Raw genomic sequence first — 27,000 nt, 5'->3', positions numbered from 1 at the left:
TCTATGAGTTATCTGCACAGTATTGGCGCTTACGCCATAATGATTATTGAGATTTTCAAGAAACCGACGAAATGGTCGGTTATGAAAAAGCTCATGCTTAAAGATATCGATGATTTAATTATTGGATCTTTAGGTATAGTGGCTTTCATTTCCTTTTTTGTGGGAAGTGTAGTTACTATACAAACCGCTTTAAATATGGATAATCCCTTAATACCAAAATCCCTAATTGGTTTTGCAACGAGGCAATCTGTAATTTTAGAGTTTGCACCTACCTTTATTTCTATAATTATGGCCGGAAAAGTTGGGTCTTTTATCACGTCTAGTATTGGTACCATGCGAGTAACCGAGCAAATAGATGCTTTAGAAGTTATGGGTATAAATGCGCTTAACTATTTAGTATTTCCTAAACTGGTTGCATTAATGCTTTATCCTTTTGTAATTTCAATTTCTATGTTTTTAGGAATTGTAGGTGGATTAGCCGCATGTGCCTTCGGAAATTTCGCATCTATTAACGACTACATTATTGGTTTACAAGAAGATTTTATTCCTTACCATATTGCCTATGCTTTTATTAAAACTATAGGCTTTGCATTTTTATTAGCAACCATTCCTGCATATCATGGTTTTTATATGAAAGGTGGAGCTTTAGATGTTGGTAAAGCAAGTACAGTATCGTTTGTTTGGACCAGTGTTGCCATAATAACGTTGAATTTTATATTAACACAAATCTTATTAAGCTAATGATTGAAGTTAAAGATTTACAGAAATCCTTTGGAGATTCTCATATTTTAAAAGGAATTAGTACGACGTTTGAAAAAGGCAAAACAAACCTTATTATCGGACAAAGTGGTTCTGGTAAAACAGTGTTTTTAAAATGTCTTCTAGGCCTATTTAATTATGAGTCTGGTAGTATTGCTTACGAAGGTCGCATTTTTTCAAAATTATCTGATGAAGAAAAACGAGAAATCAGAGCCGAAATAGGGATGGTGTTTCAAGGTAGTGCTTTATTCGATTCTATGACGATAGCCGAAAACGTTAAATTCCCGTTACAAATGTTCACAAAACAAAGTAACAGCGAAATGGACGACCGTGTTAACTTTGTTTTAAAACGTGTTAATCTAGAAGGCGCACACAACAAACTTCCGTCTGAAGCCTCTGGAGGTATGCAGAAACGTGTTGCTATAGCACGTGCTATAGTAAATAAACCTAAATATTTATTTTGCGACGAACCTAACTCTGGATTAGATCCAAAAACAGCCATTGTTATAGATAATCTTATCCAAGAAATTACAGACGAATACGACATTACCACGGTAATTAATACTCACGATATGAATTCGGTAATGGAAATTGGTGAAAAAATTATATTTCTAAAAGATGGATTAAAAGCCTGGGAAGGTTCTAATGAAACTATATTTAGAACGGACAATGAAGCCGTAACCGACTTTGTTTATTCGTCTGAACTATTTAAGAAGGTCCGTAAAATGTATATCGAAGAAAACAATTAATGTTTTGCTCTTTCGATAACTAAAGTGTCTAATCTTAATTTATATTTTAACCAACGCTCTAGTTTATCTTGATCTTTGGCAACGGACTCTTCCTTTATGCCTTTTTTCCAACGTACACCAAATATGGGTACGGTATCAATTTTTTCAAAATTTGAAGTAATTACAGGCGCATAACTAAATGAGATTAAGTTGTCATAGTTAATTTGAACTTCTTTTAATATACTTTCAAACGGTATGGTATTGTCTTCTAAATACTGTAACTGCCCTACCTTTTTTTCTAAAAATGCGATTTTTTGCGTTTGAGAAAGTAAATCTAAAGAGTCGCGATAACGCAATTGCTCCATATACTTTACATTGTCTACGTTAGAACTGTTTTGATTGAATTCGAAATGCGCATTTTGTAGTGATGGATAGTCTGCTAATCTCGCTTTTAATAATTCGATAGTTTCTACCGGGATATACCCTAATCCGTAGGTATTAAATTCAAAACTAGAACCATCTTTACCGTTAGAATATTTGTAAACTACATTCTTTTTAATATACTCGTATTGAGGCAATCCTCTTAATTCTCGATCTAAATATAACTGCGCTTCTCTATTAAAATTACTTTCTTTTAAAACATCTACAAATGTCCACATTGCAGGAATCATAGCAACAATAGCTAAAACGGAAGCCAATTGAGAAATACGTTTTCTTTTCTTAGAATTAACGTATTTAATCATTGGGAAACGTAAAATCTTAAGTGCGATAAACGTTGCCAGTGCAATAAAAATAGTATTTATTATGAACAAGTAAAAGGCTCCCGAAGCATAACCAATTCCCTTTGAGAAATCGTCGAAGGCAACGGCTAAACCGTATCCTACCGTACATAAAGGCGGCATTAAGGCTGTGGCAATCGCCACACCAAAAATTACAGATGCAATCGTTCCTTTTTTAGTTCGCGCTATAATTAAAGCTGCTCCACCAAAAAAGGCAATAAGCACGTCTCGAATATCGGGTTTTGTTCGGGCTAACAGCTCTAAAGATTCCTCTTGTAAAGGAAAAAATTTATAAAATAAAAATGCAGTTAATACACTTAAAAGAATCATAACCCCAAAATTGATTAAGGATTTTCTAAGCGTATCGATATCGTTAATAGCAACCGATAATCCAATACCTAAAATAGGCCCCATTAAGGGCGAGATTAACATGGCACCAATAACAACTGCTGTAGAATTGGCATTTAATCCGATAGAGGCCACAAAGATAGAACAAATCAAAATCCAAGCCGTAGCGCCCTTAAAAGGAATATCTCCTTTAATAGCATCTATAGTTGCTTGTTGATCTGTATCCTGTCTAAAATCTAAAAGTTCTGATAAGAAATTTCTAAGGTTTTCAAATAGGCCTTTCGCGTCTTTCTTAATACCTTCCTTAGAATTTTCTACAGTAGATTTTTGTGCTGAAGCTTTCACTTTGTCAGCTTCATCCTCTTCAAAATTAAATTTATTTTCACTCATACATTAACAGTATTCATCTCCAAATACGTCTTTAACTTTATTACGCAATTGCTTTATATCTTGTTCTTTTTCCTTAGGATAAATAAGAAGAACATCATCTTTATCTATTATAATATAGTCATTTAAACCTTCAACAACAACAATTTTATCGTCCTTAGTTCTAATCATATTACCACTTGCATCTTTTACTAATGTTCTAGCATTTACAACGGCATTATTATCGGCATCCTTATCTAACTTATCGTATAAACTACCCCAAGTCCCTAAATCGTTCCAATCGAATTCGGCAGACAAAACATATACATTTTTGGCCCCTTCCATAATGGCATAATCCACAGAGATATTTTCTGCTTTCTCATAGTTTTCCAATATAAAATCAGATTCCGATGCTGTGTTATAAGATGGAATTCCGTTTTCGAATAATTGAAATAATTCTGGCTGATTAGATTTAAAAGCCTTTACAACACTAGCCACACTCCACATAAAAATACCAGCATTCCAAACAAAATTACCTTGCTTAATAAAGGATTTTGCTGTTTCGTAATCTGGTTTTTCTCTAAATTGCTTGACTTGCTTTACAACATTCTCGGTTTCTGTATCGTATTCGATATATCCGTATCCTGTGTTTGGGAATGTAGGTTCAATACCTAAGGTCATTAGCGCATCTTTTTCCTGACAAAAATCAAAGGCTGTGATTACGTTTTTTGCAAATGCATCTTCATCTTCGATCCAATGGTCACTAGGCGCAACTAACATTAAAGCATCTGGATTCTGTTTCTGAATTTTTAAGGCTGCATATAAAATACAAGGTCCTGTGTTTCTCATCGCTGGTTCTAAAACCACTTGCTCTTGAGACACTTCTGGAAGCTGTTCTAAAACAAGATCGTTATAGTCGGCATTCGTAAGAATATAAATATTTTGTTTAGGAATAAATTTTGCTAAACGGTGAAATGTTTTCTGGATTAGCGTATCTCCCGTTCCTAACATATCGTGAAATTGTTTAGGGAAACTATTTTTACTTATTGGCCAAAATCTTGAGCCTACGCCGCCTGCCATAATAATGGCATAATTATTTTTATTCATGCTTACTTGGTATTAAATAAGTTCTATTTCAACATTTGGGTTAAACAAATATGTTTTACCCGTTTTAATTTCCACACATTCAAAACGTTTAACACGTCTATTTCCTTTCTTGAATTGCCTTCCGTTATGGATTTTGAATACACTACCATCTGGAGCTTCAAAAATATAAGTTTTATCTGAATTATCATCAAATTGTTTTAAAGCTAAAGATAAATGATGATCTGTGTCACTCGTTGCCTTCGGGTTTTTAAAATGATTTGCTAATAAAGGTAACAATTCTACAGGAAAAACCTTTGGATTTAAAAAAGGAAGCATTAAATGCTGAAAGGTAAGTTTCCATTCTTTACCATGTGGTTTAATAAACGGACCGTAATTTTTGAACGCTTCAAAATGAGCAATTTCATGAATTAAGGTCATTAAAAACCGATACGGATTTAAATTAGAATTAACTGTAATTAGATGTCTCCCATTTTTTAGTTTTCTGTAATCCCCATGTCTCGTCTTACGTTCTGATTTTACAATAAAATCGAGTTTATCATGGGCCAATAATTCCATTACTTGAGGAATTGAATGTTCTGGTATATAGCCTTGAAGTGTGTTATGCATTATACAACAAATGTAAATGAAACTAATGAAAAACCAATATTAATATATCTTTAAGCTTCTAAACTAAATAAATTGTTCTTAGTCCCTAATTAAAGGCATAGTAGAACAGCGTAATAGCCCTTCTTGCTTCGAAATTTCTGCATATGGCACTTCTTCTACAGTTATACCTTGAGCGCGTAACCAAGTGTTTAATCTAACGAATTTAACTTCCGAAATCACTACATTCTCATCGATAGAAAATATATTACTATTCATGTTATACATTTCATCTCTGGAAATATGAAATAGATTAGATTCACCAAATACATCTACTAAATATAAATAATCAGATTCATCTCTAAACCCTTCCTTGTAGATTATACCTTTATCTTTACCCACTGGCTGAAAACAACAATCTAAATGTAATGCATTATCCCTAGCCTCAGTTTTAGATTTTACTAGGTCGAATTCTTTAACAATTTTATTAGGAAAGAGCTCTTTTATAAATTGCACACCTTCAAGATTGGTACGTGCGGTAATATGATTTGCATAATCGTCTCCTTTATAAGTTCCGATAAAAATATGATCATTAAAAAGCATGACGTCCCCTCCTTCTATGTGAACATCTTCTGGAGGTGTAATAATATGATCTGGATTAATTAGATTAATTACGTCTTGAAGCGCCTCTAATTCCTGCTCACGATCGGGAAGAATATTTGCTTTTATAAATTTATTATCTATTACAAATGCAATATCTCTAGCAAAAATCTGATTGTAATCTTCTATTAATTTAGGCCGAAATACATTTACATTATATTTTTTAAAAATGGCAGCAACGGCTTCCATTTCCTTAACCATATCGGCTTCTACCGGATAAGTTCCTGCTTTAATATGTTCAATAGACTTTGGGTCGTAGGCTTCATCTAATAAAGGTATAGGTCCGTTAGAAATAGCGGTTCCTAATACCACGGTACGTAACCGAGACGTTTCATTTTTTACATTTAATGACAACATATCTTTTTAAATAAAAATGTCATTCCGAACATTTATAAAACATAATTATGCTTTAGAATTATTCAAAATGACATTTGATTATAAACTCGTTATTTACTAACGATTTTCTACTTCAATAAAAGGTCTTAATGTTTCACCAATATATAATTGACGAGGACGACCTATTGGTTCTTTTCTTAAACGCATTTCTCTCCATTGTGCAATCCAACCTGGTAAACGTCCGATTGCAAACATAACTGTGAACATTTCTTGAGGAATATTCATTGCTCTGTAAATAATACCAGAGTAGAAATCTACGTTTGGATATAATTTTCTATCCACGAAATATTGATCTTCTAAAGCTTCTTTCTCTAAGCCTTTAGCTATCGCTAAAATTGGATCTTCGATACCTAAAGCTTCTAACACATCGTCTGCCGCTTTCTTAATGATTTTGGCTCTAGGGTCAAAATTCTTATAAACACGGTGTCCGAATCCCATTAATCTAAATGGATCATTTTTATCTTTTGCCTTAGCCATATATTTTTTAGTGTCTCCACCATCAGCTTCTATAGCTTGAAGCATTTCTAATACAGCTTGGTTAGCTCCACCATGAAGAGGTCCCCATAATGCAGAAATACCTGCAGAAATTGAAGCAAATAAGCCTGCGTGAGCAGAACCAACTATTCTTACCGTAGATGTAGAACAGTTTTGTTCGTGATCTGCATGTAAAATTAATAATTTATCTAAAGCGTCTACTAAGACTTGATTTTGTACGTATTTGGTACTTGGTCTAGAAAACATCATTTTAAGAATATTCTCTACGTATCCTAATTCGTCGTCTCCATAATCTAATGGAAGACCTTGTTTTTTACGCATAGTCCACGCTACTAAAACAGGCATTTTACCTAAGATCTTAACGATGGCTTTATACATATCTTCTTCTGAATTTACATTCACAGAAGAAGGGTTAAATGCAGTTAATGCACTTGTTAATGAAGAGATAATCCCCATTGGGTGTGCTGTTCTAGGAAAAGCATCTAATATCTTTTTAATATCTTCATCGACTGCAGATTGTGCTTTAATATCATCATGAAACTTATCGTTCTGTGCTTTAGTAGGTAATTCTCCAAAGATTAATAGATAAGTAACTTCTAAGAAGTCTACTTTTTGAGCAAGTTCTTCTATAGAATAACCACGATATCTTAAAATTCCTTTTTCACCATCTAAAAAGGTAATAGCACTTTCACAAGACCCAGTATTTTTAAAACCTGAATCTAATGTTATTACACCTTTTGTAGCGGTTCTTAAGGCAGTTATATCGATTGCGACTTCATTTTCAGTTCCTGTTACTAAAGGAAATTCGTATTTTTCCCCATCGATTTCAATTGTGGCTTGTTTTGACATATTAATATACTTATGTTTTTTTTTGTTTTTTTTCTTGATTCGCGCTAAAATACAAAATCTATTACTAATTATTAATAAAAATCCAATATCAATAATTAATTAATCCGTAAATATATAAATAACAAAAAACGATTATTTCAAGAAATAATCGTTTTTAGAATATATTTAAAAAAATGTATTAGAATTTGAACGCTTTCCCTTGTGGGTAATAAGCTACACCTCCTAGTTCTTCTTCAATACGTAATAATTGATTGTATTTAGCCATACGGTCACTTCTAGAAGCAGAACCCGTTTTAATCTGACCACAGTTTAAAGCTACTGCTAAATCGGCGATAGTGTTATCTTCAGTTTCTCCAGAACGGTGAGACATTACAGAAGTATAACCCGCATTTTTAGCCATATTTACAGCTGCGATAGTTTCTGTTAAAGATCCAATTTGATTTACTTTAATTAAAATAGAGTTTGCAATACCTTCTTCAATACCACGAGATAAACGCTCTACGTTAGTTACAAATAAATCGTCTCCAACTAATTGTACACGGTCTCCAATTTTTTCAGTAAGTAATTTCCAACCTTCCCAGTCGTTTTCATCCATTCCATCTTCAATTGAGATAATTGGGTATTTAGCAGATAATTCAGCTAAATATTCAGCTTGTTCTTCACTCGTTCTAATTTTTCCAGTTTCACCTTCAAATTTAGTATAGTCGTATTTACCATCCACAAAGAATTCTGCCGCAGCACAGTCTAAAGCAACCATAATTTCATCACCAAAAGAGTAACCTGCTTTTTCAACAGCCAATTTGATAGAATCTAAAGCATCCTCTGTTCCGCCTTCTAAAGTTGGAGCAAATCCTCCTTCGTCACCTACAGCAGTACTTAAACCTCTATCGTGTAACACTTTCTTAAGGTTATGGAATATCTCTGTTCCCATTTGCATGGCATGTGTAAAGTTTTTAGCTTTAACAGGCATGATCATAAATTCTTGAAATGCAATAGGTGCATCACTATGAGAACCACCATTAATGATGTTCATCATAGGTACTGGTAATGTATTTGCAGAAACACCACCTACATAACGATATAAAGGCACTCCTAATTCGAAAGCTGCGGCCTTAGCTACTGCTAAAGACACCCCTAAAATTGCGTTAGCCCCTAATTTTGATTTGTTAGCTGTTCCATCTAAATCTATCATGATTTGATCAATTTGATTTTGATCATAAACAGACATTCCTAATAATTCTTCAGCTATAATACTGTTTACATTATCAACAGCTTTAGACACTCCTTTTCCCATATAAGAATCTCCACCATCTCTCAATTCTACTGCTTCATGCTCTCCTGTAGAGGCTCCTGAAGGAACTGCTGCTCTTCCAAATGCTCCAATTTCTGTTTCTACATCTACTTCAACTGTTGGATTTCCACGGGAATCTAAAATTTGTCTTGCATGAATCTTGATAATTCTACTCATCGTATTAGTATTTAAAAAGTTAATTTTTTTGTTATAAAACACTAAATTACAAAATTGTAAGTCTACATTTTAAGAAATAAAGGTATATTTATCTTATAATATTACTACATTGTTTTCGTAACAAAAAAACCTCAAATAAAGCAAGCTTTTTTTGAGGTTTTTAGTATTTATTTCTTGATATTCTCTATAAATTGATCAAACAAATATTCGGCATCATTAGGCCCTGGACTTGCTTCTGGGTGATATTGAACAGAAAAACAATTCTTATTTTTCATTTTTAAACCTGCAACAGTATTATCGTTTAGATGCACATGTGTAACTTCTAGGTCTGGATGCGCTTCGACTTCTTCTCTATTCACTGCAAAACCGTGATTTTGAGATGTGATTTCTCCTTTTCCTGTAATTAAATTTTTAACAGGATGATTAATACCGCGATGCCCATTGTGCATTTTATATGTAGACACGCCATTAGCCAAGGCAATAACCTGATGACCTAGACATATACCAAACACAGGTAAATCTCTCTTTATAATTTCTTTAGCAACCTCTTGTGCAGATGTTAATGGTTCCGGATCTCCGGGACCGTTAGACAAGAAATATCCATCAGGATTAAAAGCACTTAAATCTTGGAAAGTAGAATTATAAGGAAATACTTTAATGTAAGCACCACGCTTAGCTAAATTACGTAAGATGTTCTTTTTAATCCCTAAATCTAAGGCCGATATTTTAATTTCCGCATTTTCATCACCTACAAAATATGGTTCTTTAGTAGATACCTTTGAGGCCAATTCAAGTCCATTCATTTCTGGAATATCCTTTAATTGCTTTTTAAGCCCCTCAATATTATCTACATCTGTAGAAATAACAGCATTCATAGCACCATTATCTCTAATGTAACTAACCAAAGCACGCGTATCTATATCTGATACAGCTAATAAATTATTTTGGTTTAAAAAATCTTCTAAACTTAAATCTGCTAAATCTCTAGAATAATTGTAGCTAAAATTTTTACATATTAATCCTGAAATTTTTATCCCTTCAGATTCAATTTCATTTTTTTCAGTTCCATAGTTACCAATATGAGCATTAGTAGCGACCATTAACTGACCAAAATACGACGGGTCTGTAAAGATTTCTTGATACCCTGTCATACCAGTATTAAAACAAACTTCTCCAAATGCGGTACCTTCTCTATTTCCCACAACTTTACCATGAAAAATAGTACCATCGGCTAATAATACTACCGCTTTATTCCTTTTTTGATATTTCATTTTTTAAAATACGTTACAAAATTGATTAAAATTTATAAAGACTTAGAATAATTAAGAAGCATTTTTAAATCGTTTTCATCTTTATAAGATAAGTTCCTTTCTTTATAAAAAGCTTTTACTTTATCCTGATTATCCTTTTCGACTAAGCTATATAATAATTTTTTATTAAAATTAACCTCATTAAAATCCTGTTTTTCCGGATCTTTAGAAATATAATATATCTCTTTTTTAATATACTTATCTGGACTAAGTTTACGACCAGTCATATGATTAACTTGTCCTTCGTTAACAGCAAGTTTATATTTTTTTACTAACAAAACATCTTCCGAAGAAAACACTTCTTCAAACAAAGCATCACGCTTATAATCCGGATCTTTACATAATTTAAATGTTTTATCGCGGATAATGATTTTATCTATGTTAGCAGAATTAATAACAAATAACGAATCTTTAGCATACTTCATTTCAACTCGTCGAGATTGAATATTGAAATTTGAAGTTGGCAAGCTATATGCCGTAGCATTATTTGTAAAGAAGATTTTACCACTGTTATTCCAATTGTCATATAAATAAATAAATCCTTTTATATCAGAACCTTTATTTACATTATATGTTGCAATAGTTGCCCCTGCAGTAATAGGTAAAGCACTAATTGTGGTACGAACAAAACCATTTATTAAAAATAGTAATAAATACTTCATAATTTTTTGACACAAATATAAAAAAAAAGGCCGCCCTTAATAGGGTAGCCTCTTTTTATTTATATAATGCTTTTAACATTTATTCTTCTTCGCTAGAATCTTTTGTAGTATCTACAGCAGGTGCAGCAGCTGGCTTAGAACCACCTCTTCTACTTCTACGTGTAGTTTTCTTCTCAACTTTTCCAGCATTGTAGATTTCGTTGTAATCAACTAATTCTATCATTGCCATATCAGCGTTATCTCCTAAACGATTACCAAGTTTAATAATACGAGTGTATCCTCCTGGTCTATCACCTACTTTAGTAGCTACTTCTCTGAATAATTCAGTAACAGCTTCCTTTTGTCTTAATTTACTAAATACAATACGTCTGTTGTGTGTTGTATCTGCTTTAGACTTAGTTACTAAAGGTTCAAAAAATTGTTTTAAAGCTTTCGCTTTAGCAACAGTAGTGTTAATACGTTTGTGCTCTATTAAAGAACAAGCCATATTAGCAAGCATAGCTTTTCTATGTGCTGTTTGTCTACCTAAGTGATTTACTTTTTTCCCGTGTCTCATGACATTTGTGTTATCATCTTGCTACCAAACTCGTGATCGAGGAGCAAAATATGATTAATTAATCTTTATCTAATTTGTATTTTGATAAGTCCATACCAAAGTTTAAACCTTTTACATTTACAAGCTCTTCAAGCTCTGTTAAAGATTTTTTACCGAAGTTACGGAACTTCATTAAGTCGTTTTTATTAAATGATACAAGATCACCTAACGTATCAACTTCTGCTGCTTTTAAACAATTAAGAGCACGAACAGAAAGATCCATGTCTACAAGTTTAGTTTTAAGCAACTGTCTCATGTGAAGAGATTCTTCATCATAAGTTTCAGTTTGTGCAATTTCATCAGCTTCTAATGTGATACGCTCATCAGAGAATAACATGAAGTGGTGAATAAGCGTTTTTGCAGCTTCAGTTAAAGCATCTTGAGGCGTGATAGAACCATCAGATTCAATTTCGAAAACTAACTTTTCGTAATCAGTCTTTTGCTCTACACGGTAATTCTCGATACTATACTTAACATTTTTTATAGGCGTATATATAGAATCTACAAAGATAGTTCCAATTGGTGCAGTAGCTTTTTTATTTTCTTCTGCAGGAACATAACCTCTTCCTTTTTCAATAGTAATTTCCATATTAACAGTAACCTTAGGATCTAAATTACAGATCACTAAATCTGAATTTAAAACTTGGAAACCAGAAATATATTTTTGGAAATCGCCAGCCGTGATTTGGTCTTGCCCAGAAATAGAAATAGAAACAGATTCGTTATCTACATCTTCTATTTGTCTTTTAAAACGTACTTGTTTTAAATTTAAAATTATTTCTGTAACATCTTCTACAACACCAGGTATTGTTGAAAACTCATGATCTACACCTTCTATTCTTACTGATGTAATTGCAAACCCTTCTAAAGAAGAAAGTAAAACTCTTCTTAAAGCATTTCCAACTGTTAATCCATAACCAGGTTCTAAAGGTCTAAATTCGAATTTACCGTGAAAATCGGTAGAATCGATCATGATTACTTTATCGGGCTTCTGAAAATTAAATACTGCCATATTTTCTTCGTTTTAATTGTTATTTAGTTGCGCGGTTTATAAGTTTGAAGAAACACGAATAAACCCTTTGGCCAAATACCAATATTTGTTATTTATTATTTAGAATATAGTTCGACGATGAACTGCTCGTTAATGTTTTCTGGAATCTGAATTCTAGCTGGTACAGAAACATAAGTTCCTTGCTTAGTTTCGTTATTCCAAGTAATCCATTCGAAAACTTGACTTGAATTTGATAAAGATTTCTCTATAGTTTCAAGTGATTTTGATTTTTCTCTTACAGCAACAACATCTCCTGCTTTTAAATTATAAGAAGGAATGTTTACCAACTCACCATTTACAGTAATATGTCTGTGAGATACTAATTGTCTAGCACCGCTTCTAGAAGGAGCAAGCCCCATTCTGTAAACAACGTTATCTAATCTAGATTCACATAATTGTAATAATACCTCACCAGTAATACCTTGTGAAGCAGTTGCTTTTTTGAATAAACCTCTAAATTGACGTTCTAATATACCGTAAGTATATTTTGCCTTTTGCTTTTCCATTAATTGGATAGCGTATTCAGATTTTTTTCCACGACGCTTGTTAGCTCCGTGTTGACCTGGAGGATAATTTCTTTTTTCGAAAGATTTGTCATCTCCAAAAATAGCTTCACCAAACTTACGAGCTATTTTAGTTTTAGGACCAGTATATCTTGCCATAATAAATTGATTTTAAAGAGTGATTATGAATTAAGGTCTTAATCTTATCCTTCGATAATCGTTAATCTCTTTGTTATACTTGTTAAATTATTTTTTTAAAGTGTGCAAATTTACATATAAAAAAATTAATACCAACTGTAAAATAGCTGATATTAATTTTTTTTAATATTTGATGTAAAATTATACTCTTCTACGTTTTGGAGGACGACATCCATTATGTGGTAATGGAGTAACATCAATAATTTCTGTTACTTCTACACCTGCATTATGAATAGAACGGATAGCAGATTCTCTACCATTACCTGGTCCTTTAACATAAACTTTTACTTTTTTTAGACCTGCCTCTTGAGCAACAGCTACAGCATCCTCTGCAGCTAATTGCGCTGCGTAAGGTGTGTTCTTTTTAGATCCTCTAAATCCCATTTTACCAGCAGAAGACCAAGAAATAACGTCTCCTTTTTTGTTGGTAAGAGAAATAATAATGTTGTTAAAAGAAGCAGTAACGTGAGCTTCTCCTACAGCATCTACTATAACTTTACGTTTTTTAGTACTTTTTGTATTTGACTTTGCCATATTATTTTAGTTTCTAGTTGTTAGTTGTTAGTGATAGAATCCTAAACCTTTCGATTTCGAACAGATTCATCTAACTACTAAATACTAATGACTTTTAATTATTTAGTTGCTTTCTTCTTGTTAGCAACAGTTTTTCTTCTACCTTTTCTAGTTCTAGAGTTGTTCTTAGTACGTTGTCCTCTTAAAGGAAGACCCGCTCTATGACGAATACCTCTGTAACATCCAATATCCATTAATCGCTTAATGCTTAATTGAGTTTCAGAACGTAATTCACCTTCAATTGTGAACTTAGAAACAGCTTCACGAATAGCCCCTATTTCATCATCTGTCCAGTCTTGAACTTTTGTGTTTTCGTCAACTTTAGCTTCTGCTAAAATTTGCTGTGATCTAGTACTACCTATACCATAGATATAAGTTAAAGAGATCACTCCTCTTTTCTGTTTTGGTATGTCTACACCTGCAATTCTTGCCATAACTACCCTTGTCTTTGTTTGAATCTAGGATTCTTTTTGTTAATTACGTAAAGTCTACCTTTTCTACGCACGATTTTACAATCTGCACTTCTTTTTTTAACTGATGCTCTTACTTTCATCGTATTAGTATCTATAAGTTATTCTAGCCTTAGTTAAATCGTAAGGACTCATTTCTAATTTTACTTTATCACCTGGTAACAATTTAATGTAATGCATACGCATTTTACCAGATATGTGAGCAGTCACAATGTGACCATTCTCCAACTCAACACGAAACATTGCATTAGATAATGCTTCAATAATTGTTCCGTCTTGTTCTATTGCTGCTTGTTTTGCCATTGTATAATATATTAAGCTACTGCTTTTCTATTTTTACCAGTTTTCATCAAGCCATCATAGTGTCTATTCAACAAGTAAGAATTTACTTGTTGCATCGTGTCAATTGCAACTCCTACCAAAATTAATAGCGATGTACCACCAAAAAATAAAGCCCATCCCGATTGTACGTTCATTAACTTTACAACTATCGCTGGAAATACAGCAATAAGTGCTAAGAAAATAGAACCTGGTAATGTTATTTGAGACATAATTTTATCTAAATACTCAGATGTTTCTGATCCTGGACGAATTCCTGGAATAAAACCACCACTACGTTTTAAATCGTCTGCCATCTTATTCGTAGGAACAGTAATCGCAGTATAAAAATACGTGAATATGATAATTAAGAATGCAAATAATAAGTTATACCAAAATCCGAATATATCAGAAAATTGTGATTGTAACCATTGTCCAGCAGCAGAATCCTTCATCATAGAAGTTCCTCCTATTAAACCTGGTACAAACATAATAGCTTGAGCAAAAATGATTGGCATTACTCCAGAAGCGTTAAGTTTTAATGGAATATATTGTCTAGATCCCATAATGTTTTTCTCATATCCTCCGGAAGCAGTACGTCTTGCATATTGAACAGCAATTTTTCTAACTGCCATAATAAGCATAATAGATGCAAAGATAATTGCAAACCACAACACTAACTCGATAAGAATTAACATAACGTTATTCCCTTCTAAACGAGAGGCTGCGTTTTGGAAGAAAGACAATGGCATACGTGCAATAATACCCACCATAATTAAAAGTGAAATACCATTACCAATACCTTTATCTGTAATCTTTTCTCCTAACCACATAGCAAAGATACAACCTGTAACTAAGATAACTATAGAAGAAAAATAGAATAATCCACCTTGTCCTAATAAGAACGCACTTTGTGGAATACCTAAACTAGGTAAACTTGCCAAATATCCTGGTGCTTGCACCAAACAGATCGCAATTGTTAACCAACGCGTGATTTGATTAATTTTCTTTTGCCCACTTGCACCTTCTTTTTGTAATTTTTGCAAGTAAGGAATTGCTATTCCCATTAATTGCACTACAATAGAAGCAGAAATGTAAGGCATAATACCTAAGGCGAATATTGATGCATTAGCGAAAGCTCCACCTGTAAATGCGTTTAGTAAACCTAATAATCCAGAATCTGTATTACTTTGTAAGGTTTCTAATTGTGCGGCATCAATACCTGGTAAAACTACTTGTGCACCAAATCGATAAACTAATAATAGACCCACCGTTAAGATGATTCTATTTCTTAGTTCCTCAATTTTCCAAACATTCTTTAACGTTTCTATAAATTTCATGCTCTGTTACGTGATTATAAAGTTACAGCTTCTCCTCCTGCCGCTTCAATAGCAGCTTTTGCTGAAGCAGTAAATTTATGAGCAGTTACTTTTAATTTTGCTTTTAGTTCTCCTCTACCTAAGATTTTAACTAGATCATTCTTTCCAGTTACACCTATAGACATTAATGAGTCTAAATTTACTGTGTCGTTAATTTTCTTTTCATCAACTAACTGTTGTAATGTATCTAAGTTTACACCTTGATACTCTACACGGTTAATATTAGTAAAACCAAATTTAGGCACACGTCTTTGAAGTGGCATTTGCCCTCCTTCAAATCCAAGTTTCCTAGAATAACCAGAACGAGATTTAGCTCCTTTGTGACCACGTGTAGCGGTACCACCTTTACCAGAACCTTGTCCACGACCTATTCTTTTTCCTTGATTTTTAACTGAACCTTCTGCAGGTTTTAATTTACTTAAATCCATTTCTCAGTTTATTATTAAGCTTCTTGTACAGAAACTAAGTGTTCAACTTTAGCAACCATACCAAGAATATTTGGTGTGTTTTCATGCTCTACGACTTGCCCAATACGTTTAAGACCAAGAGCTTCTAAAGTTCTTTTTTGTCTTTGTGTACGTTTAATTGCGCTTTTAACTTTCGTTACTTTAATCTTTCCCATCTCTATCGCTATTAACCTTTAAAAACTTTTTCTAATGAAACGCCTCTATCTTTAGCAATTTTCTTAGCACTTCTTAATTGAAGTAATGCATCGAAAGTTGCTTTAACAACGTTATGAGGGTTTGATGATCCTTGAGATTTAGATAAAACATCGTGTATTCCAACTGCTTCTAAAACTGTTCTCACAGCTCCACCAGCGATTACCCCTGTACCAGGAGCTGCAGGAATGATGTTTACTCTTGCTCCACCAAATTTACCTTTCTGTTCGTGTGGTAAAGTAGATTTTATAATTGGAATACGAACTAAATTTTTCTTTGCATCCTCTATCGCCTTAGCAATAGCACTTGCAACATCTTTAGACTTTCCTAAACCGTGACCTACAACACCTGCTTCATCACCAACCACAACGATTGCTGAAAAACCAAATGCTCTACCACCTTTAGTTACTTTTGTAACTCTCTGTACACCAACTAAACGATCTTTAAGATCTAATCCACTTGGTTTTACTAGCTCTGCGCTTTTGTATTTTTGATACATAATTTCTTAGAATTTAAGTCCTGCTTCTCTAGCTCCTTCAGCTAATGATTTTACTCTACCATGGTATAAATATCCACCTCTATCAAAAGAGATAGTGTCTACACCTGCTTTTAAAGCTTTTTCAGCTACAGATTTTCCTACTAGAGTAGCAATTTCTGCTTTAGATCCTTTTGCAGCACTAATGTCTTTATCTCTTGAAGATGCTGCACTGATAGTTTTACCAGTTACATCATCTACTACTTGAGCATAAATTTCTTTATTACTTCTAAAAACAGATAATCTCGGTCTAGTTCCTGTTCCAGAAACTACTTTACGAACTCTGCTCTTAATTCTTAATCGTCTTTCGTTTTTTGTTAACGCCATAACTTATAAATTATTAAGCTGATTTACCTGCTTTTCTTCTTAATATTTCTCCTACAAACTTAATACCTTTTCCTTTGTATGGTTCAGGTCTTCTAAAATCTCTAATCTTAGCAGCGACTTGTCCAACAAGTTGCTTGTCATGAGAAGTTAGTTTAATTATAGGGTTTTTACCTTTCTCAGATACTGTTTCAACTTTTACTTCTGGAGCAATGTCTAATACAATATTGTGAGAAAATCCTAATGCTAAATCAAGTTTGTTTCCTTGATTACTAGCTCTATATCCAACACCAACTAATTCTAATTCTTTAGTCCATCCTTTACTTACACCTTCGATCATGTTATTGACTAAAGATCTGTAAAGACCGTGTTTAGATTTTTCTTCTTTTTTATCAGAAGAACGCTCAACTATAACGTTTCCATCTTCAACTTTTATTGCAATATCAGAAAATTCCTGAGATAACTCTCCTAATTTTCCTTTTACTGTTACAATATTTTCGTTAATATCAACTGAAATTCCTTCTGGAATCGCAACTGGGTTATTACCTATTCTTGACATTTCTTATAGTCTTTAAATTAGTAAACGTAACATAATACTTCACCACCTACATTTTCTGCTTTGGCTTGTTTTCCTGTCATTACTCCGTGAGAAGTAGACACGATAGCAATACCAAGACCATTTAAAATTCTAGGTAGTTCCGTTGAACTTGCGTACTTACGTAAACCTGGTTTACTGATTCTTTGAATCTTTTTAATTACAGGTTCTTTTGTTTCTTTGTTGTACTTAAGAGCTATTTTAATAGTTCCTTGTACTGAAGAATCATCGAATTTGTAACTTAAAATATATCCTTGGTCGAATAATATTTTTGTGATTTCTTTTTTCAAGTTAGAAGCTGGTATCTCAACCACTCTGTGGTTAGCACGCACAGCATTTCTAATTCTTGTTAGATAATCCGCTATTGGATCTGTATACATATGTATTAAATTGCGGTTTTGGTTTTCAACACTACGTTGAACCTTAAACCAATTAAAAATTAAATTTTACCAGCTTGCTTTTCTTACACCTGGTATAAGGCCGTTATTTGCCATCTCTCTGAATGTTACACGAGAGATACCAAATGTACGCATATATCCTTTAGGTCTACCTGTAAGTTTACATCTATTATGCATACGTACAGGAGAAGCGTTTTTAGGTAACTTTTGTAATGCTTCGTAATCTCCAGCTTCTTTTAAAGCTTTACGTTTCTCAGCATATTTTGCTACTGTTTTTGCTCTTTTAACCTCACGGGCTTTCATTGATTCTTTAGCCATATCTTAGTTCTTTTGAAAAGGTAAACCTAGTTCAGTTAATAATGATTTTGCTTCTTTATCAGTTTCGGCAGAAGTTACAAAAGTAATATCCATTCCTGAAATTTTGTTCACTTTATCAATGTCAATTTCTGGAAAAATAATTTGTTCTGTAATTCCAAGGTTATAATTACCTCTTCCGTCAAATCCTGTTGCTTTAATTCCGCCAAAATCTCTTACACGTGGTAAGGCTGAAGTCACTAAACGGTCTAAAAATTCGTACATTCTTTCTCCTCTTAACGTAACTTTCGCACCAATTGGCATTCCTTTACGTAATTTGAAAGATGCAACATCTTTTTTAGATATAGTTGCTATAGCTCTTTGTCCAGAAATAGTTGTTAGTTCTTCTACAGCGTAGTCTACTAACTTCTTGTCTGCAACAGCCGCTCCAACACCTTTAGATATTACTATCTTAGATAATTTTGGAACTTGCATAACATTCTTATATCCAAATTCTTCTGTAAGAGCAGCAATTACTTTGCTTTTATACTCTTCTTTAAGTCTCGGTGAATATGCCATAACTATATTACTTCATTAGATTTTTTAGAAAATCTCACTTTCTTACCATCTTCTACTTTATAACCAATACGAGTAGTTTCACCCTTAGAAGTTAATAAAGATAGATTAGAGATTTGAATTGGAGCTTCCTTTTCTACGATTCCTCCTTGAGGGCTTTGTGCACTTGGCTTAGTATGTTTCTTCACCAAGTTAACACCCTCAACAATCGCTTTGTTCTTATCTGTTAATACTTTAAGCACTTTTCCTTCAGATCCTTTATGATCTCCAGTTATTACTTTTACTGTATCTCCTGATTTTATCTTAAGCTTTGTCATCTTATTAGTCATTAAAGCACTTCAGGTGCTAATGATACAATTTTCATGAATTGTTTATCACGAAGTTCTCTAGCAACAGGTCCAAATACACGTGTACCTCTCATTTCACCCGTTGGGTTTAATAATACACAAGCATTGTCGTCGAATCTAATATAAGATCCGTCTGGACGTCTTACTTCTTTTACTGTACGTACAACAACTGCAGTTGATACAGCACCTTTTTTAATGTTTCCATTAGGTGTTGCATCTTTAACAGAGACAACAATTTTGTCTCCTACAGAAGCGTATCTTCTTTTAGTACCACCTAGAACACGGATAGTTAAAACTTCCTTTGCTCCAGTGTTATCTGCAACTTTTAGTCTTGATTCTTGTTGTAACATAATTACTTAGCTCTTTCAATTATTTCAACTAATCTCCAACATTTAGATTTACTCATAGGTCTAGTTTCCATGATCTTTACAGTATCTCCAATATTACAATCGTTAGTCTCGTCGTGTGCAACGTATTTTTTCGTTTTTAACACGAACTTACCATACATAGGGTGCTTTACTTTTTTAACTTCCGCAACAACAATAGATTTTTGCATCTTGTTACTAGTAACGACTCCTACACGTTCTTTTCTTAAATTTCTTTTTTCCATCTTTCAGCAGAATTATTGTAATTCTCTTTTAGTTATTTCTGTCGCAATTTTAGCTACGTCACGTCTTACGCTTCGTAGTTGAATTGGATTTTCTAAAGGAGATATTGCATGTGCCATTTTCAGGTCTGAATAACTCTTTTTTGTCTCACCAAGTTTCTCTTGTAACTCAGCAGTAGATAATTCTTTAATTTCTGATTGTTTCATAACATCAAATAAATTATGCTTCGTAATCTCTAGCGATAACAAACTTTGTTTTAACCGGTAACTTTTGAGCTGCTAAACGTAATGCTTCTTTTGCAACGTCTAACGGTACTCCTCCTACTTCGAAAAGTAGTCTACCTGGTTTTACAACAGCTGCCCAATATTCAACGGCACCTTTACCTTTACCCATACGTACTTCAAGAGGTTTCTTTGTGATAGGCTTGTCTGGAAATACTTTAATCCAAAGTTGACCTTCTCTCTTCATGTGACGTGTAGCGGCTATACGTGCTGCTTCTATTTGACGCGATGTTAAAAAATTCGAATCAAGTGATTTTATTCCAAAAGTTCCGTTTGATAATTGGTGCCCTCTACCAGAGTTACCCTTCATACGTCCTTTTTGTTGTTTACGAAATTTTGTTCTTTTAGGCTGTAACATTTTTTCTTTACTTTAAAAAATTACTTTCTACGACGAGGTTTATTAGTATTTCCTCCTCGTGGTCCACCTTTTCCTTGCTTCTTAGACAATCCAACAAGCGGAGAAAGCTCTCTTTTACCATATACTTCACCCTTCATGATCCATACTTTAACACCTAATCTACCATAAGTAGTATGTGCCTCAACTAAAGCATAATCAATATCAGCTCTAAATGTAGATAAAGGAATACGACCATCTTTGTAATGCTCTGAACGTGCCATCTCTGCCCCGTTTAAACGACCACTAATTTGGATCTTAATTCCTTCTGCATTCATACGCATTGTAGCAGCGATAGCCATTTTGATTGCACGTCTGTAAGAGATTCTGTTCTCAATTTGACGAGCGATGCTTGACCCTACTAAAAATGCATCAAGTTCTGGTCTTTTGATTTCAAATATATTTATTTGAACTTCTTTACCAGTAATTTTCTTAAGTTCTTCTTTTAACTTGTCTACTTCTTGGCCACCTTTCCCAATAATAATACCAGGTCTTGCAGTAGTTATAGTAACGGTTACAAGTTTAAGAGTTCTTTCGATAATTACTCTTGATATACTCGCTTTAGATAGACGTGCATGAACGTACTTTCTGATCTTATCGTCTTCGGCTAATTTGTCGCCATAATCGTTTCCTCCGTACCAGTTAGATTCCCATCCTCTGATAATTCCTAAGCGATTTCCGATTGGATTTGTTTTTTGTCCCATACCTCTATTAAGCTTGTATATTATTGTTAGCTCCAACCACGATAGTTACGTGGTTAGAACGCTTTCTAATTCTGTGTGCGCGACCTTGAGGAGCTGGACGTAATCTTTTTAACATAGATCCGCCATCTACTCTAATCTCTTTTACTATCAATTCAGCATCTTCGATACTTGCATCTTCGTTTTTAGATTGCCAGTTTGCAATTGCAGACAATAACAATTTCTCTAAACGATTTGAAGCTTCTTTCGAGCTAAATTTCAAAATATTAAGCGCTTTTTCTACCTTTTCACCTCTTACTAAATCGGCTACTAAGCGCATTTTTCTTGGTGACGTAGGACAGTTATTAAGTTTAGCAAAAGCAACTTGCTTTTTATCTTCCTTAATAGCGTCTGCCATCTGTTTTTTACGACTTCCCATAGCTTACTTTTTACCTTTGTTTTTAGCACCTGCGTGACCTCTAAAAGATCGTGTTGGTGAAAATTCTCCTAATTTATGTCCTACCATGTTTTCAGTAACAAATACAGGAACAAATTGACGTCCGTTGTGTACTGCGATAGTTTGTCCAACGAAATCTGGAGTAATCATTGAGGCTCTAGACCATGTTTTGATTACTGTTTTCTTTCCGCCGTCAACATTTTCTTGGACTCTCTTATCAAGTTTATAATGAACGTAAGGTCCTTTTTTTAATGATCTTGCCATGTCTTATTTCTTTCTACGTTCTACAATATACTTATTACTCGCTTTTGTTTTAGAACGGGTTCTAAATCCTTTAGCAGGTATACCATTTCTTGAACGAGGGTGACCTCCAGAAGATTTACCTTCACCACCTCCCATTGGGTGATCTACAGGGTTCATTACTACCGGTCTTGTACGAGGTCTTCTTCCTAACCATCTGCTTCTACCAGCTTTACCTGATACAAGTAATTGATGATCTGAGTTAGACACAACACCTATTGTAGCCATACAGTTAGCTAGAATTAATCTAGTTTCTCCTGATGGAAGTTTAATTGTTGCAAATTTACCATCTCTTGCCATTAATTGAGCAAAAGCACCAGCACTACGAGCCATAACAGCTCCTTGTCCTGGACGTAACTCTACACAAGAAATAATTGTTCCTAATGGAATTTGACTTAATGGCATTGCGTTACCAATTTCTGGTGCGATACCTTCTTGCCCAGATACAACTGTTTGACCAACTGTTAATCCGTTTTGTGCAATTATGTATGCTTTCTCACCATCTTGGTAATTTAATAATGCAATAAAAGCTGTTCTGTTTGGATCGTATTGAATTGATTTTACTTCAGCAGGAATTCCAGCTTTAGTTCTTTTAAAATCAATGATACGATACCTTTGTTTATGCCCACCACCAATATAGCGCATGGTCATTCTTCCTTGACTGTTTCTACCACCTGATCTTTTCTTCGGAGCTAATAAACTTTTCTCCGGCTTATCAGTAGAAATGGCGTCAAATCCATTTACTACTCTAAATCGCTGACCTGGTGTGATCGGTTTTAATTTTCTTACTGACATTTTTGTCTAATTACATGTTACTGTATAAATCAATCACTTCACCTTCCGCCAGTTGTACAAGTGCTTTTTTAACAGCATTTGTTTTACCATGTTGAATACCAGTTTTTGTAAACTTAGTACTTCTATCTGGACGGACATTTATTGTACGAACTTTTTCAACAGAAACGCCATAAGCAGCTTCCACTGCTTTTTTAATTTCTACCTTGTTCGCCTTTGTATTAACCATAAAGCTAAAACAGTTGTTTAATTCACTGTTTGTAGTCGCTTTTTCTGTTATTATAGGTTTAATTAAGATACTCATCGCTTCCTTATTTACTTAAATTCGATTCAATTCCTTCTAAAGAACTCTCTAAAAGAACTACTTTATTTGCGTTTAAAATCTTGTAAGTGCTTAATTCTGAGTTCAATAAAACTTCAGAGCCCTTTAAATTTCGTGATGACAAATATACATTATTATTTAACGCACCCAACACAAATAGAGATTTTTTATTCTGTAAGTCTAAAGCTTTCAATACACTAGTGAAATTTTTAGTCTTAGCTGAATCAAAATTTAAATCTTCTAATACAACAATTGCTTCTTCTGAAGCTTTAATTGTTAACGCTGATTTACGTGCTAAACGCTTAAGGTTTTTGTTAAGTTTGAAACTGTAGTTTCTAGGTCTTGGTCCGAACATACGTCCACCACCTTTAAAAACTCCAGACTTAATACTACCTGCTCTAGCAGTACCAGTTCCTTTTTGCTTTTTAATCTTACGTGTAGATCCAGAAATCTCAGCACGCTCTTTAGCTTTGTGAGTTCCTTGTCTTTGATTTGCTAAATATTGTTTAACATCCAAATACACAGCATGATTGTTAGGCTCTATAGCAAAAACTGAATCAGAAAGGTCTACCTTTCTTCCAGTTTCTTTTCCATTAATATCTAAAACTGCTACTTTCATTACTTCTCAATGATTACATAAGAGTTGTTATGACCAGGAACACATCCTTTAACCACAAGTAGATTCTTTTCAGCAACTACTTTTAAAACTCTTAAATTTTCAACTTTTACTCTATCAGTTCCCATTCTTCCTGCCATCTTCATCCCCTTAAATACTCTTGCAGGATAAGATGCCGCTCCAATAGAACCCGGTGCTCTTAATCGGTTGTGTTGACCGTGAGTTGCTTGACCTACACCACCAAAACCGTGACGTTTAACAACCCCTTGAAAACCTTTACCTTTTGAAGTTCCAGCAATATCTACGAATTCACCTTCTACAAAGTGCTCTACAGTGATTGCATCACCTAATTTGTACTCCTCATCAAAACCTTTAAATTCAACGATTTTGCGTTTTACAGAAGTTCCTGCTTTTTTAGCGTGACCTAAGTCAGCTTTAGTAGCACTTTTTTCTGTCGCGTCATCGAAACCAAGTTGTAAGGCTTTATAACCATCAACTTCTTCAGTTCTGACTTGGGTAACGATACATGGCCCAGCTTCAATTACTGTACATGGAATGTTTTTTCCATTTTCATCGAAGATGCTGGTCATACCGATTTTTTTTCCAATTAACCCAGACATAATTATTAATTTATTTATTAGTATTATTTATAAAAAAATTCAGGGTCAAAACACGTTCAACCCTGAATGTATTTTTACCGTTTTTCCCTCGCTCGCAGCTTAGGACATGTTTTTGAAACTTATGTTTCTGTAAACTTTACTTGTGAAAGTGTTCTCTACTTAAACTTTAATCTCTACTTCTACTCCACTTGGTAATTCAAGTTTCATTAAAGCGTCAATAGTTTTAGAAGAAGAGCTATAAATATCAAGTAATCTCTTGTAAGAACTTAATTGAAATTGCTCTCTTGCCTTTTTATTAACGTGAGGAGAACGTAATACAGTGAAAATTTTCTTGTGTGTTGGTAATGGAATTGGTCCCGTTACAACTGCACCTGTACTTTTTACAGTTTTTACAATCTTATCAGCAGACTTATCTACTAAGTTATGATCGTAAGATTTTAGTTTTATTCTGATTTTTTGACTCATATTCTTAGTTTTAAGCGTCTGTACCTTTAGCTGCCTTAATGACTTCTTCCGATATGTTAGAAGGCGTTTCAGCATAGTGAGAGAATTCCATTGTAGATGTAGCACGACCTGAAGATAATGTTCTTAATGTTGTTACATAACCAAACATTTCTGATAATGGCACAGTAGCTTTCACAGTTTTTGCACCTGCTCTATCTCCCATGTCACTAACTTGACCTCTTCTTCTGTTTAAATCTCCAACAATGTCACCCATGTTTTCTTCAGGAGTAATTACCTCAAGTTTCATGATTGGTTCCATAATTACAGCTTTTGCTGCTTTTGCTGAATTTTTAAATCCTAATTTCGCTGCTAATTCGAATGATAATTGATCCGAATCCACATCATGATAAGATCCATCTTTCAATGTCACTTTCATAGAATCTACTTCGTATCCTGCTAATGGTCCATTAACCATAGCCATTTTAAATCCTTTTTCAATAGAAGGGATAAATTCTTTAGGAACGTTACCACCTTTAATTGTAGATATAAATTGTAATCCTACAACACCTTCATCTGCTGGTTCAACCGTAAATACGATATCAGCAAACTTACCACGACCACCAGATTGTTTTTTGTAAACTTCTCTATGATCTGCAGCTTGTGTAATAGCTTCTTTGTACTCAACTTGAGGCTGACCTTGATTTACTTCAACTTTAAACTCACGTTTTAAACGGTCTACAATAATATCTAAGTGCAACTCACCCATTCCAGAAATAATAGTCTGTCCTGAAGATTCGTCTGTACGAGCTGTAAATGTTGGATCTTCTTCTGCCAATTTAGCTAAAGCCATACCCATTTTATCTACATCTGCTTTAGTTTTAGGCTCAACCGCGATACCAATTACTGGATCTGGGAAGTCCATAGATTCTAAAACGATAGGATGTTTTTCATCAGACATAGTATCACCAGTCTTAATGTCTTTAAATCCTACTGCTGCTCCAATATCTCCTGCTTCGATATAATCGATAGCATTTTGTTTGTTAGCATGCATTTGGTAGATACGAGAAATACGTTCTTTTTTACCTGAACGGTTGTTAAGAATGTAAGATCCTGCATCTAAACGTCCTGAATATGCACGGAAGAAAGCTAAACGTCCTACGAAAGGATCGGTAGCAATTTTGAAAGCTAAAGCTGCAAAAGGTTCTTTTACATCTGGCTTACGTCTTTCTTCTTCATCTGTATCAGGGTTAGTTCCTATTACACTTTCTCTATCCATTGGAGAAGGTAAATAACGACAAACTGCATCTAATAAGAATTGTACACCTTTATTTTTGAATGAAGAACCACAAACCATAGGAATGATAGCCATATCCATTACAGCAGCTCTAAGTGCAGCATGCACTTCTTCTTCTGTAATAGAATCTTCATCTTCCATGAATTTTTCTAATAAGTTCTCATCGTAACCAGCTACTTCTTCGATTAATAAAGCACGGTATTGACGTACTTCATCTTTCATATCTTCTGGAATGTCTACAACATCGAAAGTCGCTCCGAAGTTTTCGTCATGCCATACAATAGCTCTGTTCTTAACTAAATCTACAACACCTTTAAAATCTCCTTCTTCACCAATGTTTAAAACGATTGGCACTGCGTTAGATTTTAACATGTCTTTTACTTGCTGACAAACACCTAAAAAGTTAGATCCCTGACGGTCCATTTTATTAACGAAACCAATACGAGGCACTTTATAGTTATCTGCTAGTCTCCAGTTAGTTTCAGATTGAGGCTCAACACCATCAACCGCACTAAATAAGAATACTAAACCATCTAATACACGTAATGAACGATTTACTTCAACAGTAAAATCTACGTGACCAGGAGTGTCAATAATATTAAAATGGTAACCTTGAGCTTCAGCTGTAGGCTCTCCATTTTCTTTAGGAAATACCCATTCGCAAGTTGTAGCCGCAGAAGTAATTGTAATACCTCTTTCTGCTTCTTGCTCCATCCAGTCCATTGTAGAAGCACCATCGTGTACTTCTCCAATTTTGTGTGATACTCCCGTATAAAAAAGAATACGCTCTGTTGTTGTTGTTTTACCAGCATCAATATGAGCAGCAATTCCTATATTTCTTGTTAATCTTAAATCTCTTGCCATTTTA

Annotated in this window: 40 protein-coding genes; 2 read left to right on the top strand and 38 right to left on the bottom strand. The window is 33.9% G+C overall.

The features are described 5' to 3' along the window. Positions 1 to 3: 3 nt before the first annotated feature. Entirely contained in the window at positions 4 to 741 is a 738-nt protein-coding gene (locus AC0UBM_RS09385) for an MlaE family ABC transporter permease (RefSeq protein ID WP_414036113.1), read from the top strand. Then, positions 741 to 1,508 carry an ABC transporter ATP-binding protein gene (locus AC0UBM_RS09380; protein WP_414036114.1) on the top strand — a complete coding sequence of 256 codons (768 nt, stop codon included), beginning with the start codon at positions 741 to 743 and terminating at the stop codon, positions 1,506 to 1,508. The genes AC0UBM_RS09385 and AC0UBM_RS09380 overlap by 1 nt, the downstream gene beginning before the upstream one ends. Here AC0UBM_RS09380 and AC0UBM_RS09375 read toward each other — a convergent pair. The 38 genes from AC0UBM_RS09375 to fusA all read right to left on the bottom strand — a co-directional run bounded on the left by AC0UBM_RS09375 (position 1,505) and on the right by fusA (position 26,996). Then, positions 1,505 to 3,004, bottom strand: coding sequence for a DUF389 domain-containing protein (locus tag AC0UBM_RS09375; protein ID WP_414036115.1), 1,500 nt, complete (start codon positions 3,002 to 3,004; stop codon positions 1,505 to 1,507). The genes AC0UBM_RS09380 and AC0UBM_RS09375 overlap by 4 nt on opposite strands. Positions 3,005 to 3,007: 3 nt before the next feature. Beyond that, entirely contained in the window at positions 3,008 to 4,087 is a 1,080-nt protein-coding gene (locus AC0UBM_RS09370; protein ID WP_434037723.1) for a mannose-1-phosphate guanylyltransferase, read from the bottom strand. Between the two features lie 12 nt (positions 4,088 to 4,099). Continuing rightward, positions 4,100 to 4,693 carry a SprT-like domain-containing protein gene (locus tag AC0UBM_RS09365; RefSeq protein ID WP_434037722.1) on the bottom strand — a complete coding sequence of 198 codons (594 nt, stop codon included), beginning with the start codon at positions 4,691 to 4,693 and terminating at the stop codon, positions 4,100 to 4,102. A gap of 78 nt (positions 4,694 to 4,771) precedes the next feature. Continuing rightward, on the bottom strand, positions 4,772 to 5,686 hold the full coding sequence (locus AC0UBM_RS09360; RefSeq protein WP_475688433.1) for a dimethylarginine dimethylaminohydrolase family protein: 915 nt from the start codon (positions 5,684 to 5,686) through the stop codon (positions 4,772 to 4,774). A gap of 96 nt (positions 5,687 to 5,782) precedes the next feature. Then, the gene (locus AC0UBM_RS09355) at positions 5,783 to 7,069 is read right to left on the bottom strand and encodes a citrate synthase (protein WP_414036119.1); all 1,287 of its coding nucleotides are present in this window, start codon (positions 7,067 to 7,069) and stop codon (positions 5,783 to 5,785) included. A gap of 178 nt (positions 7,070 to 7,247) precedes the next feature. Next, on the bottom strand, positions 7,248 to 8,537 hold the full coding sequence (eno, locus tag AC0UBM_RS09350; RefSeq protein WP_475688432.1) for a phosphopyruvate hydratase: 1,290 nt from the start codon (positions 8,535 to 8,537) through the stop codon (positions 7,248 to 7,250). A 167-nt stretch (positions 8,538 to 8,704) separates the two neighbouring features. Beyond that, on the bottom strand, positions 8,705 to 9,808 hold the full coding sequence (gene carA, locus AC0UBM_RS09345) for a glutamine-hydrolyzing carbamoyl-phosphate synthase small subunit (RefSeq protein WP_475688431.1): 1,104 nt from the start codon (positions 9,806 to 9,808) through the stop codon (positions 8,705 to 8,707). 32 nt (positions 9,809 to 9,840) lie between these two features. Beyond that, positions 9,841 to 10,509, bottom strand: a complete 669-nt coding sequence (locus AC0UBM_RS09340; protein ID WP_475688430.1) for a hypothetical protein — start codon at positions 10,507 to 10,509, stop codon at positions 9,841 to 9,843. Positions 10,510 to 10,588: 79 nt separating this feature from the next. After that, on the bottom strand, positions 10,589 to 11,065 hold the full coding sequence (rplQ, locus tag AC0UBM_RS09335; protein ID WP_414036123.1) for a 50S ribosomal protein L17: 477 nt from the start codon (positions 11,063 to 11,065) through the stop codon (positions 10,589 to 10,591). A 58-nt stretch (positions 11,066 to 11,123) separates the two neighbouring features. Further along, a complete protein-coding gene (locus AC0UBM_RS09330) occupies positions 11,124 to 12,116 on the bottom strand; it encodes a DNA-directed RNA polymerase subunit alpha (protein ID WP_414036124.1) in 993 nt (330 codons plus the stop codon). A gap of 95 nt (positions 12,117 to 12,211) precedes the next feature. Continuing rightward, a complete protein-coding gene (rpsD, locus tag AC0UBM_RS09325; protein ID WP_414036125.1) occupies positions 12,212 to 12,817 on the bottom strand; it encodes a 30S ribosomal protein S4 in 606 nt (201 codons plus the stop codon). A 180-nt stretch (positions 12,818 to 12,997) separates the two neighbouring features. After that, the gene (rpsK, locus tag AC0UBM_RS09320; protein ID WP_382384039.1) at positions 12,998 to 13,390 is read right to left on the bottom strand and encodes a 30S ribosomal protein S11; all 393 of its coding nucleotides are present in this window, start codon (positions 13,388 to 13,390) and stop codon (positions 12,998 to 13,000) included. Positions 13,391 to 13,488: 98 nt separating this feature from the next. Beyond that, positions 13,489 to 13,863 (bottom strand): 30S ribosomal protein S13, encoded by a 375-nt coding sequence (gene rpsM, locus AC0UBM_RS09315; RefSeq protein ID WP_057783938.1) that lies wholly within the window; start codon positions 13,861 to 13,863, stop codon positions 13,489 to 13,491. A 2-nt stretch (positions 13,864 to 13,865) separates the two neighbouring features. Then, a complete protein-coding gene (ykgO, locus tag AC0UBM_RS09310) occupies positions 13,866 to 13,982 on the bottom strand; it encodes a type B 50S ribosomal protein L36 (protein WP_013305171.1) in 117 nt (38 codons plus the stop codon). A gap of 4 nt (positions 13,983 to 13,986) precedes the next feature. Continuing rightward, the gene (gene infA, locus AC0UBM_RS09305; RefSeq protein WP_007094967.1) at positions 13,987 to 14,202 is read right to left on the bottom strand and encodes a translation initiation factor IF-1; all 216 of its coding nucleotides are present in this window, start codon (positions 14,200 to 14,202) and stop codon (positions 13,987 to 13,989) included. 11 nt (positions 14,203 to 14,213) lie between these two features. Next, positions 14,214 to 15,557: a preprotein translocase subunit SecY gene (gene secY, locus AC0UBM_RS09300; protein ID WP_475688429.1), complete on the bottom strand. Its 1,344-nt coding sequence runs from the start codon at positions 15,555 to 15,557 to the stop codon at positions 14,214 to 14,216. Between the two features lie 14 nt (positions 15,558 to 15,571). Then, positions 15,572 to 16,024 (bottom strand): 50S ribosomal protein L15, encoded by a 453-nt coding sequence (rplO, locus tag AC0UBM_RS09295; protein ID WP_414036127.1) that lies wholly within the window; start codon positions 16,022 to 16,024, stop codon positions 15,572 to 15,574. 14 nt (positions 16,025 to 16,038) lie between these two features. Beyond that, a complete protein-coding gene (gene rpmD, locus AC0UBM_RS09290) occupies positions 16,039 to 16,218 on the bottom strand; it encodes a 50S ribosomal protein L30 (RefSeq protein ID WP_414036128.1) in 180 nt (59 codons plus the stop codon). An 11-nt stretch (positions 16,219 to 16,229) separates the two neighbouring features. Continuing rightward, entirely contained in the window at positions 16,230 to 16,754 is a 525-nt protein-coding gene (gene rpsE, locus AC0UBM_RS09285; RefSeq protein WP_382384047.1) for a 30S ribosomal protein S5, read from the bottom strand. A 6-nt stretch (positions 16,755 to 16,760) separates the two neighbouring features. Next, the gene (rplR, locus tag AC0UBM_RS09280) at positions 16,761 to 17,117 is read right to left on the bottom strand and encodes a 50S ribosomal protein L18 (protein WP_414036129.1); all 357 of its coding nucleotides are present in this window, start codon (positions 17,115 to 17,117) and stop codon (positions 16,761 to 16,763) included. Positions 17,118 to 17,130: 13 nt separating this feature from the next. Continuing rightward, positions 17,131 to 17,673 carry a 50S ribosomal protein L6 gene (gene rplF, locus AC0UBM_RS09275; RefSeq protein ID WP_475688428.1) on the bottom strand — a complete coding sequence of 181 codons (543 nt, stop codon included), beginning with the start codon at positions 17,671 to 17,673 and terminating at the stop codon, positions 17,131 to 17,133. Between the two features lie 17 nt (positions 17,674 to 17,690). Beyond that, entirely contained in the window at positions 17,691 to 18,089 is a 399-nt protein-coding gene (gene rpsH, locus AC0UBM_RS09270; RefSeq protein WP_414036131.1) for a 30S ribosomal protein S8, read from the bottom strand. A gap of 66 nt (positions 18,090 to 18,155) precedes the next feature. Further along, positions 18,156 to 18,425, bottom strand: coding sequence for a 30S ribosomal protein S14 (rpsN, locus tag AC0UBM_RS09265; RefSeq protein WP_038527313.1), 270 nt, complete (start codon positions 18,423 to 18,425; stop codon positions 18,156 to 18,158). 3 nt (positions 18,426 to 18,428) lie between these two features. Then, entirely contained in the window at positions 18,429 to 18,980 is a 552-nt protein-coding gene (gene rplE / locus AC0UBM_RS09260; protein ID WP_038527310.1) for a 50S ribosomal protein L5, read from the bottom strand. 2 nt (positions 18,981 to 18,982) lie between these two features. After that, positions 18,983 to 19,294, bottom strand: coding sequence for a 50S ribosomal protein L24 (gene rplX / locus AC0UBM_RS09255; RefSeq protein ID WP_382384056.1), 312 nt, complete (start codon positions 19,292 to 19,294; stop codon positions 18,983 to 18,985). Between the two features lie 11 nt (positions 19,295 to 19,305). Further along, positions 19,306 to 19,674 (bottom strand): 50S ribosomal protein L14, encoded by a 369-nt coding sequence (gene rplN, locus AC0UBM_RS09250; RefSeq protein ID WP_038527308.1) that lies wholly within the window; start codon positions 19,672 to 19,674, stop codon positions 19,306 to 19,308. 2 nt (positions 19,675 to 19,676) lie between these two features. Next, positions 19,677 to 19,934, bottom strand: coding sequence for a 30S ribosomal protein S17 (gene rpsQ, locus AC0UBM_RS09245; RefSeq protein WP_038527305.1), 258 nt, complete (start codon positions 19,932 to 19,934; stop codon positions 19,677 to 19,679). A 12-nt stretch (positions 19,935 to 19,946) separates the two neighbouring features. Continuing rightward, on the bottom strand, positions 19,947 to 20,138 hold the full coding sequence (gene rpmC, locus AC0UBM_RS09240; protein WP_057783956.1) for a 50S ribosomal protein L29: 192 nt from the start codon (positions 20,136 to 20,138) through the stop codon (positions 19,947 to 19,949). Between the two features lie 13 nt (positions 20,139 to 20,151). Then, positions 20,152 to 20,571, bottom strand: a complete 420-nt coding sequence (gene rplP, locus AC0UBM_RS09235; protein WP_414036132.1) for a 50S ribosomal protein L16 — start codon at positions 20,569 to 20,571, stop codon at positions 20,152 to 20,154. 20 nt (positions 20,572 to 20,591) lie between these two features. Then, positions 20,592 to 21,311, bottom strand: coding sequence for a 30S ribosomal protein S3 (gene rpsC, locus AC0UBM_RS09230; protein ID WP_414036133.1), 720 nt, complete (start codon positions 21,309 to 21,311; stop codon positions 20,592 to 20,594). A gap of 7 nt (positions 21,312 to 21,318) precedes the next feature. After that, positions 21,319 to 21,726 carry a 50S ribosomal protein L22 gene (gene rplV, locus AC0UBM_RS09225; protein WP_057783961.1) on the bottom strand — a complete coding sequence of 136 codons (408 nt, stop codon included), beginning with the start codon at positions 21,724 to 21,726 and terminating at the stop codon, positions 21,319 to 21,321. 3 nt (positions 21,727 to 21,729) lie between these two features. Continuing rightward, positions 21,730 to 22,008: a 30S ribosomal protein S19 gene (rpsS, locus tag AC0UBM_RS09220; RefSeq protein WP_038527291.1), complete on the bottom strand. Its 279-nt coding sequence runs from the start codon at positions 22,006 to 22,008 to the stop codon at positions 21,730 to 21,732. Between the two features lie 3 nt (positions 22,009 to 22,011). After that, on the bottom strand, positions 22,012 to 22,839 hold the full coding sequence (gene rplB / locus AC0UBM_RS09215; RefSeq protein ID WP_414036134.1) for a 50S ribosomal protein L2: 828 nt from the start codon (positions 22,837 to 22,839) through the stop codon (positions 22,012 to 22,014). Positions 22,840 to 22,849: 10 nt separating this feature from the next. Further along, positions 22,850 to 23,140, bottom strand: coding sequence for a 50S ribosomal protein L23 (gene rplW, locus AC0UBM_RS09210; protein WP_143380695.1), 291 nt, complete (start codon positions 23,138 to 23,140; stop codon positions 22,850 to 22,852). 7 nt (positions 23,141 to 23,147) lie between these two features. Continuing rightward, positions 23,148 to 23,777: a 50S ribosomal protein L4 gene (gene rplD / locus AC0UBM_RS09205; protein ID WP_414036135.1), complete on the bottom strand. Its 630-nt coding sequence runs from the start codon at positions 23,775 to 23,777 to the stop codon at positions 23,148 to 23,150. Further along, positions 23,777 to 24,394 carry a 50S ribosomal protein L3 gene (gene rplC, locus AC0UBM_RS09200; RefSeq protein ID WP_038527279.1) on the bottom strand — a complete coding sequence of 206 codons (618 nt, stop codon included), beginning with the start codon at positions 24,392 to 24,394 and terminating at the stop codon, positions 23,777 to 23,779. The genes rplD and rplC overlap by 1 nt, the downstream gene beginning before the upstream one ends. 159 nt (positions 24,395 to 24,553) lie before the next feature. Further along, the gene (gene rpsJ, locus AC0UBM_RS09195; protein ID WP_100610637.1) at positions 24,554 to 24,859 is read right to left on the bottom strand and encodes a 30S ribosomal protein S10; all 306 of its coding nucleotides are present in this window, start codon (positions 24,857 to 24,859) and stop codon (positions 24,554 to 24,556) included. 10 nt (positions 24,860 to 24,869) lie between these two features. After that, on the bottom strand, positions 24,870 to 26,996 hold the full coding sequence (fusA, locus tag AC0UBM_RS09190; RefSeq protein ID WP_475688427.1) for an elongation factor G: 2,127 nt from the start codon (positions 26,994 to 26,996) through the stop codon (positions 24,870 to 24,872). Between the last annotated feature and the right edge of the window lie 4 nt (positions 26,997 to 27,000).

The organism is Formosa sp. F44, assembly GCF_056238645.1.
This window is presented reverse-complemented; position numbering and strand designations above follow the sequence as displayed.